Annotated in this window: 19 protein-coding genes; 13 read left to right on the forward strand and 6 right to left on the reverse strand. The window is 73.7% G+C overall.

All coding sequences use genetic code 11. The features are described from left to right. Positions 1–3: 3 nt before the first annotated feature. Both galK and AC3AQ1_RS12855 read right to left on the reverse strand, forming a co-directional pair. Positions 4–1209, reverse strand: a complete 1206-nt coding sequence (gene galK / locus AC3AQ1_RS12850; RefSeq protein ID WP_108719305.1) for a galactokinase — start codon at positions 1207–1209, stop codon at positions 4–6. A gap of 61 nt (positions 1210–1270) precedes the next feature. Beyond that, positions 1271–2056 carry a DeoR/GlpR family DNA-binding transcription regulator gene (locus AC3AQ1_RS12855; protein WP_234417506.1) on the reverse strand — a complete coding sequence of 262 codons (786 nt, stop codon included), beginning with the start codon at positions 2054–2056 and terminating at the stop codon, positions 1271–1273. 120 nt (positions 2057–2176) lie between these two features. Between AC3AQ1_RS12855 and trpS the strand changes: the two genes are divergently transcribed. From trpS to AC3AQ1_RS12870, 3 genes are read left to right on the forward strand one after another with little or no spacing between them, the layout of a single operon-like run. Continuing rightward, a complete protein-coding gene (trpS, locus tag AC3AQ1_RS12860) occupies positions 2177–3205 on the forward strand; it encodes a tryptophan--tRNA ligase (protein ID WP_108719307.1) in 1029 nt (342 codons plus the stop codon). Next, entirely contained in the window at positions 3202–3765 is a 564-nt protein-coding gene (locus AC3AQ1_RS12865; protein ID WP_108719308.1) for a 2'-5' RNA ligase family protein, read from the forward strand. The genes trpS and AC3AQ1_RS12865 overlap by 4 nt, the downstream gene beginning before the upstream one ends. A 4-nt stretch (positions 3766–3769) precedes the next feature. After that, the gene (locus tag AC3AQ1_RS12870; protein WP_108719309.1) at positions 3770–4987 is read left to right on the forward strand and encodes a YihY/virulence factor BrkB family protein; all 1218 of its coding nucleotides are present in this window, start codon (positions 3770–3772) and stop codon (positions 4985–4987) included. Between the two features lies 1 nt (position 4988). On the opposite strand, the gene AC3AQ1_RS12875 is transcribed toward AC3AQ1_RS12870, so the two are convergent. The 4 genes from AC3AQ1_RS12875 to sdhC all read right to left on the reverse strand — a co-directional run bounded on the left by AC3AQ1_RS12875 (position 4989) and on the right by sdhC (position 8551). Next, on the reverse strand, positions 4989–5744 hold the full coding sequence (locus AC3AQ1_RS12875; protein WP_108719310.1) for a succinate dehydrogenase iron-sulfur subunit: 756 nt from the start codon (positions 5742–5744) through the stop codon (positions 4989–4991). Next, positions 5744–7603 carry a succinate dehydrogenase flavoprotein subunit gene (gene sdhA / locus AC3AQ1_RS12880; protein WP_108719311.1) on the reverse strand — a complete coding sequence of 620 codons (1860 nt, stop codon included), beginning with the start codon at positions 7601–7603 and terminating at the stop codon, positions 5744–5746. Before sdhA ends, AC3AQ1_RS12875 begins: the two co-directional genes overlap by 1 nt. Positions 7604–7664: 61 nt before the next feature. Next, positions 7665–8123 (reverse strand): succinate dehydrogenase, hydrophobic membrane anchor protein, encoded by a 459-nt coding sequence (gene sdhD, locus AC3AQ1_RS12885; RefSeq protein ID WP_108719312.1) that lies wholly within the window; start codon positions 8121–8123, stop codon positions 7665–7667. Continuing rightward, the gene (gene sdhC / locus AC3AQ1_RS12890) at positions 8123–8551 is read right to left on the reverse strand and encodes a succinate dehydrogenase, cytochrome b556 subunit (protein WP_370445286.1); all 429 of its coding nucleotides are present in this window, start codon (positions 8549–8551) and stop codon (positions 8123–8125) included. The genes sdhD and sdhC overlap by 1 nt, the downstream gene beginning before the upstream one ends. A gap of 246 nt (positions 8552–8797) precedes the next feature. Here sdhC and AC3AQ1_RS12895 point away from each other — a divergent pair, with 246 nt between their 5' ends. The 10 genes from AC3AQ1_RS12895 (at position 8798) to AC3AQ1_RS12940 (ending at position 20436) form a co-directional block, all read left to right on the forward strand. Next, complete coding sequence (locus AC3AQ1_RS12895; protein ID WP_370445287.1) at positions 8798–10384, forward strand: mannose-1-phosphate guanylyltransferase; 1587 nt, start codon at positions 8798–8800, stop codon at positions 10382–10384. A gap of 23 nt (positions 10385–10407) precedes the next feature. Next, positions 10408–11640, forward strand: coding sequence for an amidohydrolase (locus AC3AQ1_RS12900; protein WP_108719314.1), 1233 nt, complete (start codon positions 10408–10410; stop codon positions 11638–11640). A gap of 208 nt (positions 11641–11848) precedes the next feature. Beyond that, complete coding sequence (locus AC3AQ1_RS12905) at positions 11849–12970, forward strand: BMP family lipoprotein (protein WP_159096544.1); 1122 nt, start codon at positions 11849–11851, stop codon at positions 12968–12970. Positions 12971–13123: 153 nt separating this feature from the next. Beyond that, on the forward strand, positions 13124–14788 hold the full coding sequence (locus AC3AQ1_RS12910) for an ABC transporter ATP-binding protein (RefSeq protein ID WP_108719315.1): 1665 nt from the start codon (positions 13124–13126) through the stop codon (positions 14786–14788). Then, on the forward strand, positions 14785–16071 hold the full coding sequence (locus AC3AQ1_RS12915; RefSeq protein WP_108719316.1) for an ABC transporter permease: 1287 nt from the start codon (positions 14785–14787) through the stop codon (positions 16069–16071). The genes AC3AQ1_RS12910 and AC3AQ1_RS12915 overlap by 4 nt, the downstream gene beginning before the upstream one ends. Further along, positions 16068–17357 (forward strand): ABC transporter permease, encoded by a 1290-nt coding sequence (locus tag AC3AQ1_RS12920; RefSeq protein WP_108719317.1) that lies wholly within the window; start codon positions 16068–16070, stop codon positions 17355–17357. The genes AC3AQ1_RS12915 and AC3AQ1_RS12920 overlap by 4 nt, the downstream gene beginning before the upstream one ends. Then, positions 17347–17814 carry a cytidine deaminase gene (locus tag AC3AQ1_RS12925; protein WP_108719318.1) on the forward strand — a complete coding sequence of 156 codons (468 nt, stop codon included), beginning with the start codon at positions 17347–17349 and terminating at the stop codon, positions 17812–17814. Before AC3AQ1_RS12920 ends, AC3AQ1_RS12925 begins: the two co-directional genes overlap by 11 nt. After that, the gene (locus AC3AQ1_RS12930; RefSeq protein WP_108719319.1) at positions 17811–19109 is read left to right on the forward strand and encodes a thymidine phosphorylase; all 1299 of its coding nucleotides are present in this window, start codon (positions 17811–17813) and stop codon (positions 19107–19109) included. The genes AC3AQ1_RS12925 and AC3AQ1_RS12930 overlap by 4 nt, the downstream gene beginning before the upstream one ends. An 8-nt stretch (positions 19110–19117) precedes the next feature. Next, entirely contained in the window at positions 19118–20026 is a 909-nt protein-coding gene (locus AC3AQ1_RS12935; protein ID WP_108719320.1) for a hypothetical protein, read from the forward strand. 17 nt (positions 20027–20043) lie between these two features. Beyond that, positions 20044–20436, forward strand: coding sequence for a DUF2200 domain-containing protein (locus tag AC3AQ1_RS12940; protein WP_108720210.1), 393 nt, complete (start codon positions 20044–20046; stop codon positions 20434–20436). Positions 20437–20441 lie beyond the last annotated feature (5 nt).

Here is a 20441-nt window from a genome sequence, read left to right on the forward strand (position 1 = left end):
GGGTCAGGCGGCGGGGCCGGCCGCCCGCGAGGTGAGGAACGCCGGCTCGGCGAGCCCGCGATCGGCGAACGCCGCCGCGATCGCCGAGGCCACGGCGTCGGACGTGCCGGCCGGGACCAGCGCGATGGCCGACCCGCCGAACCCGCCGCCCGTCATCCGGGCGCCCACCGCGCCGCTCGCCCGCGCGGTGTCGACGGCGACGTCGAGCTCGACCACCGTCACCTCGTAGTCGTCGCGCAGGGAGTCGTGCGAGGCGTTCATCAGCGCGCCGAACGTGGTCCAGTCCCCGGCCTGCATCGCGGCGAAGGCCTCCTGGGTCCGGGCGATCTCGGTGAGCACGTGCCGCACCCGGCGGCGCGCGACGTCGTCGGTCAGGCGCGTGAGCGCGTCGGCGACGGCGGTGGACGCGTCGGGCGCGGCGTCGAGCCACTGCCGCAGGGTCGGCACGCCGAGCGCCGCGGCCGCCGCGTCGCACGTCGCCCGACGCGAGGCGTACTGGCCGTCGTTGAGGCTGTGCGGCGCGCGCGTGTCGACGACGAGCAGCTCGTAGCCCGTCGGGTCGAACGGCTCGTGGTGCACGGAGTCGTCGAGGCAGTCCAGCGCGAGCGCGTACCCGTCGCGTGCGCGCAGGGACGCCGCCTGATCCATGCCGCCCGTGGCGGCGCCCGCGATCTCGTTCTCGGCGCGCACGCAGGCCGCGGCGAGTGCGGCGCGACCCTCGTCGCTCGCGGCGAGCCCGAGGTCGCCCGCATGGTCGAGCGCGACGGCGAACGCCGCCTCGAGCGAGGCGGAGGAGGACAGGCCCGCGCCGAACGGCACGCAGCTGTCCACCGCCGCGTCGAAGCCGCCGACGGCGAGCCCCGCCTCCCGCAGCGCCCACGCGACGCCGACGACGTAGGCGCCCCAGCCGTCGACGGCCCCCGGGGCGACCTGCGCGAGGTCGGCCTCCCAGAGCGTGCCGTCGCCCTGCGCCGACACGAGCCGGACGCGGTCGTCCGAGCGCGCGGCGAACGCCACGAAGCAGCGGTGCTCGAGCGCGATCGGGAGGCAGAGCCCGCCGTTGTAGTCGGTGTGCTCGCCGATGAGGTTCACCCGACCGGGGGCGGACCACACGCCGTCGGGCGCCGTCTCGAAGGTCGCCTCGAACTGGGTGCGCACCCGGGCGGCACCCTCCTGCGTGGTCCAGGCGGGCAGCCAGGTGAGGGCCATGGTCTTCCTTCGGTTCGGGTCGGGCGGGGCGGGCTGGGGGGGCTGGGGCGGGGCGGGCGGATCAGGGGTGGGCGGACACGGTGCGGACCTCGACGCCGCCGAGCGCCTCGATCGCGTCGGCGGGCAGGGCGTCGTCGGTCACGAGGACGTCGACCGCGTCCCAGCGGGCGATCGTGCGCAGGGCCGCGGTACCCCACTTGGCGGAGTCGGCCGCCACGACGACGCGTCCGGCCGCGGCGACGAACGCCTGCAGGGTCGCGACCTCGAGCGTGTTGGGGGAGGTGAGCCCCGCGGCCAGCGACATCCCGCTCACGCCGAGCACGAGCACGTCGAGGTGGAAGTCCCGGCAGGCCGCCTCGGCGAGCGGCCCGACGAGCGCGGCCGACGGCGTGGGCTCGCCGCCCGTGACGGTGAGGGCGGGCCGGGGGTCCGCGGCGAGCAGCGCCTCGGTCGCGGGCAGGGAGTTGGTGAGCACGCTGAGCGTCGCGACGTGGGGCAGCGCGGCGATCGCTCGGGCGGCGGCCGCCGTCGTGGTGCCGGCCGTGATGCCGAGCGACGTGCCCGGCTCGATCAGCGCGGCGACGGCCTGGGCGATGGCGGCCTTCTCGGCGAAGGAGCGCTCGGCCTTCTCCGCGAAGGCCGGCTCGGCGGCGGTCCGCGTCGCGACCGCGCCGCCGTGCACCCGGGCGAGCACCCCCTCGTCGGCCAGCGCGGCGATGTCCCGGCGCACCGTCATCTCCGACACCCCGAGCGACTCGGTGAGATCGGCGACGCGGACGGCGCCCTCGCGCGCGACCTGCGCACGGATCAGCGCGCGGCGCTGGTCGGCGAGGAGGGGGGCGTCCACGGTGGAAATTGTGCCATCTCGGGCGGGTAACCCCCACGAACCGACACGTCCACGCAGATGCGCACACCACGCCGTCGGGCGATTTGCCGTCCCGACCGACCGACCTGAGAAGATGCACCAATGACCGACCCCCGTCCCCGCGTCTTCTCGGCGATGCAGCCGACGGCGGACTCGCTCCATCTCGGCAACTACCTCGGCGCCCTGCGCCAGTGGGTCGCGCTGCAGGAGACGCACGACGCGATCTACTCGGTGGTGGACCTGCACGCGCTCACCGTGGCGCCCGACCCGCAGGCGCTGCGCACCCGCAGCCGCGTCACGGCCGCGCAGTACCTCGCGGCCGGCGTGGACCCCGAGCGCTCGGTGCTGTTCGTCCAGTCGCACGTCGCCGAGCACGCCGAGCTCGCGTGGGTGCTGGGCTGCCTCACGGGCTTCGGCGAGGCGTCGCGGATGACCCAGTTCAAGGACAAGTCCGCCAAGCAGGGCGCCGAGGGCACCACCGTCGGGCTGTTCACCTACCCCGTGCTGATGGCGGCCGACATCCTGCTCTACGACACCGACGTCGTGCCGGTCGGGGAGGACCAGCGTCAGCACCTCGAGCTCTCCCGTGACCTCGCGCAGCGCCTCAACGCGCGGTTCGGCCCGCTGGTGACCGTGCCCGAGGCGCACATCGTCAAGGCCACCGCGAAGATCTACGACCTCGCGGAGCCGACGGCGAAGATGAGCAAGTCGGGCAACCCGTCGGGCCTCATCGAGCTGCTCGACGACGAGAAGGTGGTCGCGAAGCGGATCCGGTCCGCCGTGACGGACACCGAGACCGTCGTCCGGTCCGACCCGGTGCACAAGCCCGGCGTGTCCAACCTCCTCACCATCCACTCGGCGCTGTCCGGGGTGCCCGTGGCCGAGCTCGAGGCCGAGTTCGAGGGCAAGATGTACGGCCACCTCAAGGTTGCGGTCGCGGACGTCGTGGTGACCGCGCTGCGTCCGCTGCGCGAGCGCGTCGCCGAGCTCATGGCCGACCCCGCCGAGCTCGACGAGATCCTCGCCGACGGCGCCGCCCGCGCCCGCGTCATCGCGCGCGAGACGCTCGCCCGGGTCTACGACGCCGTCGGGCTCGTCCCACCCGCGCGCTCGCGGGTCGCGTCCCGATGACCGACGAGACGCTCTCTTTCCTCTCCCCGTTCGCGGGCGGGACGAGCGTCGGCGTCGCGATCGAGGTGCCGGCGCCCTGGTCGACGGCGCTGCGCGGACTGCGCGAGCGGGTCGAGGGGCACGCCGGGCAGGAGATCATCCCGCCGCACATCACGCTGGTGCCGCCCACGACGCTGCCCACCTACGACCTCACCGACGTGGAGCGCCACCTCGCGCGCGCGGCGCGCACCGTCGCGCCGTTCCGGGTCGAGCTCGCCGGGCCGGGGACGTTCCGGCCGACCACGCAGGTCGTGTACGCCGCGCTCGCGCAGGGCGCCCAGGAGTGCGACGCGCTGCAGCGTGCGGCGCGGCGCGGCCCGCTGGCCCAGGACCTGCGGTTCGACTACCACCCGCACGTCACCGTCGCCCAGGACGCGGCCCCCGACCTGCTCGACTCCGCGGAGGCCGCGCTGGAGGCCTTCCACGCGGTGTTCGCCGTGACGGGGTTCCAGCTCTACGAGCTCGGCCCGGACGACGTCTGGCATACGATGCGGACCTTCCCGCTTGCCGGAAGGGCGTGAACCGATGGCGCAGCAGAGCCTGATGGAACGGGTGCAGGAGCTGGTGCGTCGCGCGCAGGAGACGCGGCTCGGTCGGACGAACGCGCGCTACGGCGCCGCGCACGGGGCCCAGCTCGCCGGCGGCATCGCCTACGCGGGCCTGTTCTCGGTGTTCGCCGCCCTCACGATCGCCTTCACCATCTTCATGGCCCTGCTGGGCGACAACGAGGAGCTGCGCGACGCGTTCGTCAGCGCCGTGGACAGCGCGATCCCCGGCATCATCAACACCGGGCCGGGCGACGACGGCGTCATCAGCCCCGACGACCTGCAGATGAGCACCACGCTGAGCTGGACGAGCGTGGTCGCCTCCGTGACCCTGCTGCTCGCGGCGCTCGCGGTGATGGGGGCGCTCGGCGGGTCGCTCCGCGCGATGTTCGGCATCGCCGCGCCGCCGGGGAACGTCGTGGTGGCCAAGCTGCGCGACCTCGGCGGGTTCGTCCTCCTCGCGCTGGCGGTGCTCGCGACGGCGGTCCTCGGGATCGGCGCCGGCGCCGCCGGCGGCTGGGTCACCGACCAGCTCGGCCTGGAGTCCTCCCTCGCGGCCCTGCTCGTGCGGGGCCTCGCGCTCGTCGGCGCGTTCGCCGTCGACACCTGTGTCTTCGCGGGGCTGATCCGGTTCGTCGGCGGCGCGCGGCCGCCGCGCAAGGACCTGTGGGTCGGCGCGATGATCGGAGCGGTCGGCACCGGCGTGCTCCGCCTCCTCGGCACCTCCGTGGTGGGCGGCGCCGACGCCAACCCGTTGCTGCAGTCGTTCGCCGTGATCGTCACGCTGCTGCTGTGGGTCAACCTCGCGGCGCGCATCGCGCTCTACGTGGCCGCGTGGACGGCGAACCCCCCGTCGCCGCTGCTGGAGCAGGCGTCGCCCGAGGCGCTGCACGCGAAGGAGAGCCCCAACTACGTCACGCAGTCCGCACCGCACACGCTGGCGTGGGACCACGACCCGCGCACCGGCCTCGTGCTCGCCTCGGAGGGACTGCGGCTCGAGCGCGAGGAGATGGAGCGGGAGAAGGACGCCCAGCGCCGCGAGCTGGGGGCCGCGCTCGGCGCCGCCCTCGAGGAGCCGGACGGCTGGTTCGCCCGACGGCGGGCCGCGCGCCGGGCGCGCAAGGCCGTCCGGGCGCAGCGCGAGCGGGCGCAGAACGAGTCGAGCAGCGACGAGTCGAGAGGCGACGCCGACCGGTAGGTCAGAACGAGCGCGTCACGATCGCGCGCTTGACCTCGGCGATCGCCTTGGTGATCTCGATGCCGCGGGGGCACGCCTCGGTGCAGTTGAAGGTGGTCCGGCAGCGCCAGACGCCCTCCTTGTCGTTGAGGATCTGCAGACGCTGCTGCGCGCCCTCGTCGCGGCTGTCGAAGATGAAGCGGTGCGCGTTGACGATGGCCGCCGGCCCGAAGTACTGCCCGTCGGACCAGAACACGGGGCACGAGGTGGTGCACGCCGCGCACAGGATGCACTTGGTGGTGTCGTCGAAGACCGCACGCTGCTCGACCGACTGCAGCCGCTCGCGCGAGGGCTGGTTGCCCGTGGTGACGAGGAACGGCATGACCTCGCGGTAGGAGGCGAAGAACGGCTCCATGTCGACGATGAGGTCCTTCTTGACCGGCAGGCCCTTGATCGGCTCGACGACGACCGGCTTGTCCAGGTCCAGGTCCTTGAGCAGCGTCTTGCACGCGAGCCGGTTGCGGCCGTTGATGCGCATCGCGTCCGACCCGCACACGCCGTGCGCGCACGAGCGACGGAAGGCCAGCGAGCCGTCGAGGTCCCACTTGATCTGGTGCAGGGCGTCGAGCACGCGGTCCGTGCCGTGCATCGTGAGCGTGAACTCCTGCCAGTACGAGCCGGAGCCGGACTCCGGGTCGAACCGCTCGACCCGCATCGTCACCTGGAACGAGGGGATCGCACCCATCTCGGTCTGCGGGTTCTCCAGCGTGGCCGTCATCAGTACTTCCTCTCCATCGGCTGGTACCGCGTCACGGTCACGGGCTTGTAGTCCAGGCGCACGGAGGTGCCCTCGAAGGTCGGCCTCGGCGGCGTGCCCTCGCCGGCGGACGCGCCGGCCTCGACGATCTCGCCTGCCCCGACGACCTCGCCCGCCTCGCCCGCGACGCGCGCCGTCGGCGGGACCCGGTAGGCCATGGTGTGCAGCATGAACTTCTCGTCGTCGCGGCTCGGGAAGTCCTCGCGGAAGTGACCGCCGCGGGACTCCTCGCGGGCGAGCGCCCCGACGACCACGACCTCGGCGAGCTCGAGCAGGAAGCCCAGCTCGAGCGCCTCGACGAGCTCGGTGTTGTAGACCGAGCCGCGGTCGGAGACCCCGACGCGCGCGTAGCGCTCGCGCAGCGCCTCGATGTCGGCCAGCACCGTGGTGAGCGACTCCTTGGTGCGGAACACCTGGGCGTTCGCGTCCATGGTCTCCTGCAGCTCGCGCCGGATCTTGGCGACGTTCTCGGTGCCGGCCCCGGCACGGATCGAGGCGATCGCGACCTCGACGTCGTGCGCGGCGTCCTCGGGCATCTCCTCGAGCGTGGCCGTCTGTGCGTACTCCGCCGCCGCGATGCCCGCGCGCTTGCCGAAGACGTTGATGTCCAGGAGCGAGTTGGTGCCGAGGCGGTTGGAGCCGTGCACCGACACGCAGGCCACCTCGCCGGCGGCGAAGAGGCCGGGCACCACGTCGGTGTTGTTGCGCAGCACCTCGGTGCGCACGTTGGTCGGGATGCCGCCCATCGCGTAGTGGGCCGTGGGGTACACCGGGACGGGCTCGGTGTAGGGCTCGACGCCGAGGTAGGTGCGGGCGAACTCGGTGATGTCCGGCAGCTTGGCGTCGATGTGCGCGGGCTCGAGGTGCGTGAGGTCGAGCAGCACGTAGTCCTTGTTCGGCCCGGCGCCGCGGCCCTCGCGCACCTCGTTCGCCATCGAGCGCGCCACGATGTCGCGCGGGGCCAGGTCCTTGATGGTGGGCGCGTAGCGCTCCATGAAGCGCTCGCCGGAGGCGTTGCGCAGGATCGCGCCCTCGCCGCGGGCGGCCTCGGACAGCAGGATGCCGAGGCCCGCGAGGCCGGTGGGGTGGAACTGGAAGAACTCCATGTCCTCCAGCGGGATGCCGCGGCGGTAGGCCACGGCCATGCCGTCCCCGGTGAGCGTGTGCGCGTTCGACGTCGTCTTGTAGACCTTGCCCGCCCCGCCCGTGGCGAAGACGACCGACTTGGCGCGGATCACGTGCAGCTCACCGGTCGCGAGCTCGTAGGCCACCACGCCGGCGGCGCGGGCCCCCGGGTCGGTCGCGGGGTCGCCCGTGAGGACGACGTCCAGCACGTAGAACTCGTTGAAGAACTCCACGTCCTGCTTGACGCACTGCTGGTACAGCGTCTGCAGGATCATGTGGCCGGTGCGGTCGGCGGCGTAGCAGGCGCGGCGCACCGGCGCCTCGCCGTGGTTGCGCGTGTGGCCGCCGAACCGGCGCTGGTCGATCCGGCCCTCGGGGGTGCGGTTGAACGGCAGTCCCATGCGCTCGAGGTCGAGCACGGCGTCGATGGCCTCCTTGGCCATGATCTCCGCCGCGTCCTGGTCGACGAGGTAGTCCCCGCCCTTGACCGTGTCGAAGGTGTGCCACTCCCAGTTGTCGTCCTCGACGTTCGCGAGCGCGGCGCACATCCCGCCCTGGGCCGCCCCCGTGTGCGAACGGGTCGGGTACAGCTTGGACACCACGGCGGTGCGCGCGCGGGGCGACGCCTCGAGCGCGGCGCGCATCCCGGCGCCTCCGGCGCCGACGATCACGACGTCGTAGCTGTGCGTCTGCACGTGTGCTTCCTTTCGGGTGCCGCGGGAGGCGGCGGGTCGGGCGGTGGGGCGAGCTCGCCGGTCAGGCCGCGCAGAAGGAGGGCAGCAGGTCGGCGGGGGAGCCGGGCGGGCACGGGTCGAAGGTGAAGATCACCAGGGTGCCCATCACCACGGTCACGACGAACGCGAGGTACAGCAGTGACTTCAGGACGAGCCGGGTCCCGGTGCGCTCGGCGTAGTCGTTGATGATCGTCCGCACGCCGTTGGTGCCGTGGATCATCGCGAGCCAGAGCATGAGCAAGTCCCAGACCTGCCAGAACGGCTCGGACCACTTGCCGCCGACGAAGGCGAAGTCGATCGCGTGCACGCCGTCGCCCACCATGAGGTTGACGAAGAGGTGCCCGAAGACGAGCACGAGCAGGATCACGCCGGAGATGCGCATGAAGAGCCACGCGATCAGCTCGGTGTTGGCGCCGCCGCGCAGCGCGGTGGTGCGGCGTGCGCGCGGTGCAGGCAGGTCGGTCGCGTCGAGCTTCGTCATCAGTGCCCCCCTCCGAACACGTTGCCGAGGTGACGAGGCAGGAAGCCGGCCATGAGCACCACGGTCAGGCCGATCACCACCCAGAACATCACGCGCTGGTAGCGGGGCCCCTTGGCGAGGAAGTCGACGAGGATGATCCGGATCCCGTTGAACGCGTGGAAGATCACCGCGGCCACGAGCCCGGCCTCCATCACGCCCATGATCGGCGTCTTGTAGGTGCCGATGACGTCGTTGTAGACCTCCGGGGACACCCGCACCATCGCGGTGTCGAGCACGTGCACGAGGAGGAAGAGGAACAGTCCGACGCCCGTGATGCGGTGCAGCACCCACGACCACATGCCCTCGGTGCCGCGGTACAGCGTGCTGCGCCCGGAGCGCGGCGCGGGGACGGGCGCCGGTGACGGCGGGGCTGCTGGGGCGCTGGCCACGATGCTCGTGCCTCCGGGGATGAGAACGGACGTTGCCTCCCCACTGTAATGACGATCTGACGCCATCGAGACGAAGGGAACCCTCACAACCGCCCGGACGTGCGGGCCCCGGAAGACCGGCGGACGTTCCGCGCGGAGCGGTCCAGGCGCGGTCGGAGCGCGCCAGATGGCTAGGGTGATCGCGAGTTCTTCCGCGTTCGGCGCCGCTGCGGCGTCCGCCCGCGGGCCCGCAGCGAGGGAGCGCAGGTGGAGTCGAGCACGCGGCACGAGGGCGACGTCGTGGAGTACGCCCCCTGGCACGTCATGAACGGCGACGCCGCACCCGCCGAGCGTGTGGCCAACGCCACGCGGGTGGCGGCGCTGCGCGAGCGCGGCCACGACGTCGCCGAGTCCGCGTTCGTGGCCCGCGGCGCGGTGGTCGACGCGCGCCGGTTCGCCCTCGGTGAGTGCTCCTACCTCGCCGCCCACATGCACGTGCGCGGCGAGGTCGAGATCGGCGCGGACTGCTCCCTCAACGTCGGCACCGAGGCGCGGGGCCTGGTCCGGATCGGCGACGGCGTGCGGATCGGCGCCCGCAGCGCGATCCTCGGCTTCGACTCGCGTGGTACGCGGCCGACCTGCTCGGCGCCCCGTGCTCCCGGAGCGCCACGCAGGCGGCGCCGAGCCGCTACGGTCCCGGACATGACCTCCGCCCCCGAGCTCGTCGCGATCGTCCCCGCCGGTGGGGCGGGCACCCGCCTGTGGCCGCTGTCGCGCCGCAGCCGCCCCAAGTTCCTCCTCGACCTGCTCGGCACGGGCCGCACGCTGCTGCAGGACACCGCCGACCGGCTCGCCCCGCTGACCGGTCCGGACGGCCTGCTCGTGGTGACCGGGACCGCGCACGCCGCCGCGGTGGCCGACCAGCTCCCGCAGCTCGCGGGCGACGGCGCCGCGAACCTCCTCACCGAACCCTCGCCGCGCGACTCGATGGCGGCGATCGGGCTCGCGGCCGCGGTGGTCGAGCACCGGCACGGGCCCACGGTGGTCGGCTCGTTCGCGGCCGACCACGTCGTGCCCGAGCCGGGCGGGTTCCACGACGCCGTGCGCACCGCGGTCGAGGCAGCGCGGGCGGGGTACGTCACCACCATCGGGATCGCGGCGACCGGCCCGTCCACGGCGTTCGGGTACGTCCGGCGCGGCGCGCCCCTGGAGGGCGTGCCGGGCGCGTACGCCGTCGCGAGCTTCGTGGAGAAGCCCGACGAGGACACCGCACGCGGCTACCTCGCGACCGGGGAGTACTCCTGGAACGCGGGCATGTTCGTGGTGCGCACCGACGTGCTGCTCGGGCACCTCGCCCGGCACCAGCCCACGCTCGAGGCGGGGCTGCGCGAGATCGCGGCCGCGTGGGACACGCCAGCGCGCGAGGAGGTGCTCGCGCGCGTCTGGCCGGGGCTGACGAAGATCGCCATCGACCACGCGATCGCCGAGCCGGTCGCGGCCGAGGGCGGCGTCGCCGTCGTGCCCGGGGCGTTCTCGTGGGACGACGTCGGGGACTGGGACGCGCTCGGCGGGCTGCTGCCCGCCGACGAGGCGGGCGCGCACACGCTCGCCGCCGCGACGTCCGCGGGCGACAACGGGGCGGCACGGCCCACGACGGCGGGCCCGCTCCTCGCGATCGACTCGCCCGACGCCGTGATCGCCTCCGACGGCGGCGCCGTGGCCGTCCTGGGCCTGCCCGGCGTCGTCGTCGTGCGCACCGGGGACGCCGTCCTCGTGGTGCACCGCGACCACGCGCAGCGGGTCAAGGCGGTGGTCGACGCCCTCGCGGCGGGCGGACGTCCCGACCTTCTCTGAGCGACGGCGGTAGCCTCGAGGTCGTGCCCGTCGACCTCTCCACCACCCTCTCGCGCCTGGACACCGTGGTCGAGGCCGCGCAGGACCGCCTGCGCGACGTCCGCCGCGACATCCACGCCAACCCCGAGACGGCGTGGACCGAGCACCGCACGAGCGAGACGGTCATGCGGGTGCTCACCGAGGCCGGGCTCAAGCCTCGTCGGCTCGGTGCGACGGGCGTGGTGTGCGACATTCCCGGCGGGCGCAACGCCGCCTCGCACCGTCGGATCGGGCTGCGCGCCGACCTGGACGCCCTGCCGATCCCCGAGGAGAGCGGGCTGCCGTACGCCTCGCGACGGCCGGGCATCTCGCACGCGTGCGGGCACGACGTGCACACCACCGCGGTGCTCGGCGCCGCGCTCGCGCTCGCCGACGTCGCGGGGCGCGGTGAGCTGCCGGCCGGGGTACGACTGATCTTCCAGGCGGCGGAGGAGGTCCAGCCCGGCGGCGCCGAGTTCGCGATCGAGGCCGGCGTGCTCGAGGGCGTCGAGCAGATCTACGCGCTGCACTGCGACCCGAAGATCGAGGTCGGCACCATCGGCTCGCGGATCGGCTCGATCACGAGCGCCTCCGACCCGGTCACGGTGACCCTGCGCTCGCACGGCGGGCACACCTCGCGCCCGCACATGACGGGCGACGTGGTGTACGCGCTCGGGCAGGTCATCGCGCAGGCCGCGGGCGTGCTCGGGCGACGGATGGACCCGCGCTCCGGCGTCAACCTCACCTGGGGCGCGGTGCACGCGGGCAACACCACCAACGCGATCCCCACTGTCGGCACGCTGATGGGCACGCTGCGCGTCCTCGACGTCACCGAGTGGGAGCGCGCCGGCGTCATCCTCGACGCGGCGATCGCGCAGATCGTCGCCCCCTACGGGGTCGAGGTCGACGTCCACCACGTCCGCGGGGTGCCGCCGACGGTCAACGACGAGTTCGCCGTGGCGCACCTCGAGGCGGCCGCGCGCGAGGTCGTCGGACCCGACGGGGTGCACCTGACCGAGCAGTCGCTCGGCGGGGAGGACTTCGGCTGGTACCTGCGCCAGGTGCCCGGGGCGATGGTGCGCCTCGGCGCGCGCACGCCGGGCGCCCCGATGACCGACCTGCACCGGGCCGACCTCGCGGTCGACGAGCGCGCCATCGGGATCGGCGCGCGGGTGCTGGCCCGTGCCGCGGTGCTCGCGGGCGACGCCGCCCCGCCGCGCCGCCGCCCCACCCCCTGACGCCGGCAGCAGGACCATCGCCCGACGGCGAGCCACTCTCCCGGGCGCCCGCGTCGGATCGCAACGGTTCGGTCACGATTCCCGCCTCGCGGCGGAAGCCGTGACACGCCCGACACATTGCCTGCATACCCTGGCCAGCAGACCACCCACGAGGTGGCGCACGCCTGCGTCCGGGGGGACCCGGGACGTCGACCCAAGAGGAGAACACGTGAATAAGTCGCTCGTCACGGTGGCCGGCGCCACCGCTCTCGCGCTCACCCTGGCCGCCTGCGGCTCCGCGCCCGACTCCGGCTCCGACGCCACCGGTGAGGCCACCGGCGGCGCCGAGGCCACCACCGCCGAGGCGATCGACGTCGTCGACGGCTTCAAGGCCTGCATGGTCTCGGACGCCGGCGGCTACGACGACCAGTCGTTCAACCAGTCCGGCAAGGAGGGCCTGGACCGGGCCGCGGCCGACTGGGGCATCGCGACGAACGCCGTGGAGTCGACGTCGGACGCCGACTACGGCCCCAACATCGACAGCCTCATCGACGACGGCTGCACGTACATCATCGGCGTCGGCTTCCTGCTGGCCCCGGCGATCGCCGAGGCGGCCCAGGCGAACCCGGACATCGAGTTCGGACTCATCGACTCCGCGCTGAGCAACCCCGACTTCTCCCCGCTCGTGCTGGACAACGTCAAGCCGCTGCTGTTCAACACGGCCGAGGCGGCGTTCCTCGCAGGCTACGCGGCCGCGGGCATGACCCAGTCGGGCACGGTCGGCACGTTCGGCGGCCTCCCGATCGACTCGGTCGAGATCTTCATGGACGGCTTCTCCGACGGCATCACGCAGTACAACGAGGACAACGGCGCGTCCGTGACCCTGCTCGGCTGGGACAAGGCGGCGCAGACCGGCTCGTTCACCGGTGACTTCGACAACCAGGCCAACGGCACCACGGTGACCCAGGGCTTCATCGACCAGGGCGCCGACATCGTCATGCCGGTGGCCGGCCCGGTCGGCCTCGGTGCGGCGACCGCGCTGCAGTCCGGCGGCGGCACGCTCATCTGGGTCGACTCCGACGGCTTCCTCTCCACCGACTTCGGCGACATCACCCTCACCTCGGTGATGAAGCAGATCGGGCAGGCGGTGCACGACTCCATCAAGGACGCCGCCGAGGGCAACTTCTCCAACGAGGCGTACGTCGGCACGCTCGAGAACGGCGGCGTGGGCCTGGCCCCGTGGCACGACTTCGAGAGCAAGGTCCCGGCCGAGCTGAGCGCGAAGATCGACGACTACAAGCAGCAGATCATCGACGGCACGTTCACGGTGGAGTCCGAGAACACCCCGTGATCTGACCGCCGCCGGGCACGACCGGCGCAGCCGAGGGCGGGGCGGGCCAGCGATGGCCCGCCCCGTCCTCGTCCCGTGGCACGATCGGTGCGGCGCACCGAGGCACCTCACTGAGCCACCTGACTGAGCCACCTGATCGAGGGAGACACGCCGATGCGGCTGGAGCTGCGGGGCATCACCAAGCGGTTCGGCACGTTCACGGCCAACGACGCGATCGACCTCGTGGTCGAGCCCGGCCAGATCCACGCGATCCTCGGGGAGAACGGCGCCGGCAAGAGCACGCTGATGAACGTCCTCTACGGGCTGTACACGCCGGAGGAGGGCGAGATCGTCGTCGACGGCGTGCCGCGCACCTTCGCCGGGCCGGGCGACGCGATGGCCGCCGGCATCGGCATGGTGCACCAGCACTTCATGCTCGTGCCCGTCTTCACGGTGGCCGAGAACGTGGTGCTCGGCCAGGAGCCGATGGCCCGCGGCCTCATCGACGCCGGCTCCGCGGCCACCGTAGTGCGCGAGACGGCCGAGTCGCTCGGCTTCCACATCGACCCGAACGCCCTGGTCGGCGACCTGCCGGTCGGCGTGCAGCAGCGCGTGGAGATCGTCAAGGCGCTCTCGCGCAAGGCCGAGCTCCTCATCCTCGACGAGCCGACCGCCGTGCTCACGCCGCAGGAGACCGACGAGCTCATCGAGATCATGCGCACGCTGGCGGCGAGCGGCACCTCGATCCTCTTCATCACGCACAAGCTCCGGGAGATCCGCGCCGTCGCGGACACCATCACGATCATCCGGCACGGCAGGGTCGTCGGCACGGCCGAGCCGACGACGCCCGAGACCGAGCTCGCCTCGCTCATGGTCGGCCGCTCGGTGAGCCTCGGGGTCGACCGCGCGCCCGCCCAGCCGGGGGAGGCCGGCCTCGCCGTGCGTGGCCTCGTGGTCCGTGACGCGCACGGCGTGCCCGTCGTGGACGACGTGTCCTTCGACGTCGCGCGCGGGGAGATCGTCGCCGTCGCCGGCGTGCAGGGCAACGGCCAGACCGAGCTCGTCGAGGCCATCCTCGGCGTGACCACCCCCGAGCACGGGTCGATCGAGCTCGCCGGCCGCCCCATCGACGGCCTCGGCGTGCGCGACCGGCTCGACGCGGGCCTCGCCTTCATCCCCGAGGACCGCTCCACCGACGGCGTGGTGGGGGAGTTCTCCATCGTCGAGAACCTCGTGCTCGACCGCGTCGGCGCGGCGCCGGTCTCGCGCGGCGGCGCGCTCGACGTCGCCTACCTGCGGCGCAACGCCGCCGAGCGGGTCGCGGAGTTCGACGTGCGCACCACGTCCATCGACCGCGAGGTCGGCACGCTCTCGGGCGGCAACCAGCAGAAGGTCGTGCTCGCGCGCGAGCTCTCCCGCGACCTCTCGGTGCTCGTCGCCTCCCAGCCCACGCGCGGCGTCGACGTCGGCTCGATCGAGTTCCTGCACCGCCGGATCGTCGCCGAGCGGGACAAGGGCGCCGCCGTCCTCATCGTCTCGACCGAGCTGGACGAGGTCCTCGCGCTCGGCGACCGGATCGCGGTGATGTGCGGGGGCCGGCTCGTCGGCATCGTCCCCGGCGGCGTGAGCCGCGACGTGCTGGGCCTCATGATGACCGGGATGCCGCCCGAGGAGGCGGCCAGGCAGGCCGCCGAGCACCACACCCTGCTCGGCGAGGCGGACCTCGCCGCGGAGCTCCAGGCGCCCGACGGCGAGCCCGCCGTCGTGCAGGACGGTGCGGTCGTTCAGGACGTCGCGGTCGCGCAGGACGCGAGCCACGAGAGCGAGGAGCAGCGATGACGACGGCACCCGAACCCGGCGGCCTCGGGCCCGAGCCCTCGACCGCGCCGGCACTGGTGGAGCCCGAGGGCCCCACGCGCAGCGAGTCGTTCGTGCACCAGGTGCTCTCCTCCTCCTGGCTGCTCACTCTCGGCGCGATCCTCCTGGCGGTGATCCTCGGCGCGATCCTCGTGATCGTCACCGACCCCGACGTGCAGGCCGCGGCGGTCTACTTCTTCGCCCGGCCCGGTGACCTGTTCGCCGCGGCCTGGGACGCGGCGTCGTCGGCGTACGTCGCGCTGTTCCAGGGGGCCGTGTACGACTGGACGGCCTCGGACCCCGCGCGCGCGATCCGACCGCTCACCGAGACCCTCACGATCGCGACGCCGCTGATCCTCGCGGGCCTCTCGGTGGGCCTGGCGTTCCGGTCCGGCCTGTTCAACATCGGTGGCCAGGGGCAGGTGATCCTCGGCGGCATCGTCGCCGCGTGGCTCGGCTTCCAGTTCCAGCTCCCCGCCGCGCTGCACGTCCTCCTGGCCGTGCTCGGCGCGGCGCTCGGCGGCGCCCTGTGGGCCGGGATCGCGGGCGTGCTCAAGGCGCGCACCGGTGCGCACGAGGTGATCGTCACGATCATGCTCAACAACATCGCCGGCTACCTCGTGCTCTGGATCGTCACGACCACCCTGTTCGCGAGCGGGACGCCCGGCGTGTCCAAGGCGGTGCACGACACCGCGCGGCTCCCGGCGCTGCTGCCCGCCCCGTTCCGGCTGCACTGGGGCTTCGTCCTCGCGATCGTGCTCGCCGTCGGGGTGTGGTGGCTCATGGAGCGCTCGACGCTCGGGTTCCGCCTGCGCGCGGTCGGCGCGAACGCGCGCGCGGCGCGGACCGCCGGCATCTCGGTCGCGCGGATGACGATCGTGGCGATGGCCATCGCGGGGGCGCTCGCGGGACTCGCGGGCGCGTCGCAGGTGCTCGGCACCGAGGGCATGCTCACGGCGTCGGTCGCGGGCTCGATCGGGTTCGACGCGATCACAGTGGCGCTGCTCGGGCGGTCCCGTCCGCTCGGCACCGTCCTGGCCGGCCTCCTGTTCGGCGCGCTGTCGGCCGGCGGCCGCCTCATGCAGACCCGGACCGGCACGCCGCTCGACCTCGTGCTCGTGCTGCAGTCCTTCATCGTGCTGTTCATCGCGGCGCCGCCGCTGGTGCGCACGATCCTCCGGCTGCCCGATCCGGAGAAGAAGCCCTCGAGGAAGCGCCCGGCGCGCGGCGACGCGCCGGCCGAGCAGGCAGGAGCGGTGGCATGACCGCGACACTCGACGCCCCCACGCCCGCCGCCGCGACGGCCGCGGCCGCCCTGCCCGCCCCGCCCCCCGCCTACCGCACGCCGATCGTGCTGGCGGTGCTCGCCGTCGTGACCGCGGTGATGGCGCTGGCGACACCCGCGGGCGCCACCAACGTGCGCATCTCCACGAACACCGACCTCTTCCAGATCCCCGTGTTCGCGGTGCCGGGACGCGCGACGGCGTGGCTGCTCACCGTGCTCGTGCTCGCCGCCGCGGCGTACGCGTTCGTGCTCGCGCGCGGGCGGCGGCGCATCCCGGTGTGGGTGATCGTGGTGGCGGGCGTGTGCGCGCTGCTGGCGCTGCTCGTCCTCATCAGCGCGGGCAAGACGCAGGTGGTCCCGGTGACGGGGCTGCTGGCCGGCACGCTCTTCCTCGCCACCCCGCTCGTGTTCGGCGCGCTGTCCGGCGTGGTGTGCGAGCGCGTCGGCATCGTGAACATCGCGATCGAGGGGCAGCTGCTGGCCGGTGCGTTCGCCGCCGCGGTGGTCGCCTCGATGGCGGGCTCGGCCTACGTCGGCCTGATCGCGGCGCCGCTCGCCGGCGTCGCGGTGGGGGCGCTGCTGGCGTTCTTCTCCATCCGCTACCAGGTCAACCAGATCATCGTGGGCGTGGTGCTCAACGTGCTCGTGGTGGGCCTGACGAGCTTCCTGTTCTCCACCGTGCTGCGGGAGAACCCGCAGCTCAACAGCCGCACCGCGCTGCCGACGCTGCCGATCCCGCTGCTGTCGGAGATCCCGCTCGTGGGTCCGGTGCTGTTCCGGCAGAACCTGCTCGTCTACCTCATGTACGCGATCGTGATCGCGCTGCAGATCCTCATCTTCCGCAGCCGCTGGGGCCTGCGCCTGCGCGCCGTCGGCGAGCACCCCAAGGCGGCCGACACGGTCGGCATCGACGTCAACCGCACCCGGTGGCGCAACACGCTCCTGGGCGGGGCGGTCGCGGGCCTGGGCGGCGCGTTCTTCACGGTCGCCTCGGGCCTGGCGTTCGGCAAGGAGATGACAGCGGGCCGCGGCTTCATCGCGCTGGCCGCGATGATCCTGGGCCGGTGGAGCCCCACGGGTGCGGTCGCGGCGGCCGTCGTGTTCGGCCTGTCGGACCAGCTGCGCATCCTCATGGCCACGCTCGCCGTGCCGGTGCCGTCGCAGTTCCTGCTCATGCTCCCGTACGTGGTGACGATCCTCGCCGTCGCGGGCTTCGCCGGGAAGGTGCGCGCCCCGGCCGCGGAGGGCATCCCGTATGTCAAGTGAGACGGCTGCCGGCCAGGGGCGGGCGTCCGACGTCGAGCCCGACTGGGCCGCGCTGCGCGCCGCCGCCACCGAGGCGATGACGTTCGCCTACGTCCCGTACTCCCGCTACCCGGTGGGCGCGGCCGCGCTCGTGGACGACGGTCGCGTCGTGACGGGGTGCAACGTCGAGAACGCGGGCTACGGCGTCACGCTGTGCGCCGAGTGCGGCCTCGTGAGCGACCTCGTGCGCGGCGGCGGCGGCCGGCTCGTCGCGTTCACGTGCGTGGACGCCGACGGCGACGTCATCGCCCCGTGCGGGCGCTGCCGCCAGCTCCTGTGGGAGCACGGCGGGCCGGCGCTGCTCGTGGAGACCGCGTGGGCCGGCGTCGTGCCGATGACGCAGGTGCTGCCCGGCGCGTTCGGCCCGCACGATCTGGACAAGGTGACCGGGGACCCCCGCGCTCAGGAGGAGTCATGACCGAGCAGTTCGACGCCGTCGACGTCATCCGCACCAAGCGTGACGGTGGGGAACTCACCGACGCGCAGATCGACTGGGTGATCGACGCCTACGTGCGCAGCGTCGTCGCCGAGGAGCAGATGGCCGCCCTGGCGATGGCCATCCTGCTGCGCGGCATGACCCGCCGCGAGATCGCCCGGTGGACCGCGGCGATGATCGCGAGCGGGGAGCGGATGGACTTCTCCGCGCTGCGCCACCCGACGTCGGACAAGCACTCCACCGGCGGCGTCGGCGACAAGATCACGCTCCCGCTCGCGCCGCTCGTGGCGGTGTTCGATGTCGCCGTGCCCCAGCTGTCCGGCCGCGGGCTCGGCCACACGGGCGGGACGCTCGACAAGCTCGAGTCGATCCCCGGCTGGCGCGCGGCGCTCAGCAACGCCGAGATGCTCGCGCAGCTCGACGACGTCGGCGCGGTGATCTGCCAGGCCGGCTCGGGCCTCGCGCCCGCGGACCGCCGCCTGTACGCGCTGCGTGACGTCACCGGCACGGTCGAGGCGATCCCGCTCATCGCGTCCTCGATCATGAGCAAGAAGATCGCCGAGGGCACGGCCTCGCTCGTGCTCGACGTCAAGGTCGGCTCGGGCGCGTTCATGAAGGACCTCGACGCGGCGCGGGAGCTCGCGCGCACCATGGTCGACCTGGGCACCGACGCCGGCGTCGACACGCGCGCGCTGCTCACCGACATGTCCACCCCGCTCGGCCTCACCGCGGGCAACGCCCTGGAGGTGCGCGAGAGCGTGGAGGTGCTCGCCGGCGGCGGCCCCGCCGACGTCGTGGACCTCACCCTCGCGCTCGCCCGCGAGATGCTCGACGCCGCCGGCCGCCCCGACGCCGACCCGGCGGCCGCGCTCGCCGACGGTCGCGCGATGGACGTGTGGCGGCGGATGATCGCCGCGCAGGGCGGCGACCCCGACGCCGAGCTCCCGACGGCGCGCGAGAGCGAGCTCGTCCTCGCCCCCGCCGACGGGGTGCTCGTGCGGCTGGACGCGCTCGCCGTCGGCGTGGCGGCGTGGCGCCTGGGCGCCGGGCGGGCCCGGCGCGAGGACGAGGTCCAGGCCGGCGCGGGCGTGGAGCTGCACGCCAAGCCGGGCGCGCTCGTGCGCGCGGGCGAGCCGCTGCTCACGCTGCACACCGACACCCCCGAGCGGTTCGCACGGGCCCGAGAGGCGCTCGCGGACGCGTTCACCATCGCGCCCGAGGGGTCACGTCCCGACCTGCCGGACTCGGTGGTGCTCGACCGGGTGGTCGCGTCCTGAGCCGCCACGTGGACCGACGCAGCTGGACGCTGAGCGGGCTGCTCGCCGGCCCGCTGCGCGGCGTCGCACCGGGGGAGCGCGGGCTGCCTGACCCGTCCGCGATCGCGGTGCCCGCGCGCGCGGCCGGGCTGCCGCGGGACAACGACCTCACCGGAGCTCAGCGCCGGCTGGCGACTGCGCCGCTGCTCGGCGCGCGGACCGGGGACCTGCGGTGGAACGGCGTGCACGTGCGCCAGAGCAGCGAGGTGACCTGCGGGGCGCTGTGCCTGCTGCTGCTCGCGGCGGCCGGCGACCCGGTGCTCGCCGCGTGGCTGACGTCGGGGCGCCGGATCGGGTCCACCCCGCCGCCCGAGCTCGCGCGCCTGAGCCGTGCGGAGCTCGAGGCCGACGGCGTGGCGGAGCGCGTCGCGGCAGCCGAGCGCGCGGTGCACACCCGCGCGCGCGTCGCGGGTGGGCTCGGTGGGCCGGCTGGGTCGGCTGGGTCGGCGCTGCCGTGGCCGCGAGCGCTGGGCACCCCGCCGTGGGGCGCCGCGCGCGTGGCGAGGTTCCGCGACGTGACCTACACCCACGCCGTCGCGCACGATCACGACGTCGCGGCCACCCGCACGCTGCTCGCCGCGGTGAAGGAGGCGACGCGGCAGGGGATCCCCGTCCCGCTGTACACGGGCGGGGACCTCGGCGGCTCCCTCGTGCGCTCCCCGGTGCGCACCGTCAGCGCCGCCGTGCCGCGGCACGTGGTGCTCGCGCTGCCGTGGCGCACGCCGCGGCCGGAGCTGCGGATCTACGAGCCGGGCGCGGGGCGGACCTACGGCGTGCACCCCGACCGACTGCTCGCGCGCGTCGCCCCCAGCGCCGCGCTGGGCGGCTGGTCGCACGTGGTCTGGGCCGTGCTCCCCGCCTCCGCCTACCCGCGCTGACGAGGAGAATGGCGCGCATGACGGGCCAGCCGGCGGGGTCGACGAGCGAGCACAGGATCTTCGGGATGCCGTTCGCGCGGATCTACCCGCTCTACGTCGCGAAGGTGGAGCGCAAGGGGCGCACGCGGGCCGAGGTGGACACCGTGATCGAGTGGCTGACCGGGTACGGCGAGGCCGGGCTGGCGCAGGTGCTGGCCGACGGCACGGACGTGCGGGGGTTCTTCGACCGCGCGCCTCGGATCAACCCGGACGCCGCGCTCGTCACGGGCGTCATCTGCGGCATGCGGGTGGAGGAGATCGAGGATCCGCTCATGCGCCGGGTGCGCCAGCTGGACAAGCTCGTCGACGAGATCGCGAAGGGCAGGCCGATGGCGAAGATCCTGCGCGGGTCCTCCGCCGCACTACCGTGAGCGGC

This window comes from Miniimonas sp. S16 (assembly GCF_057748195.1).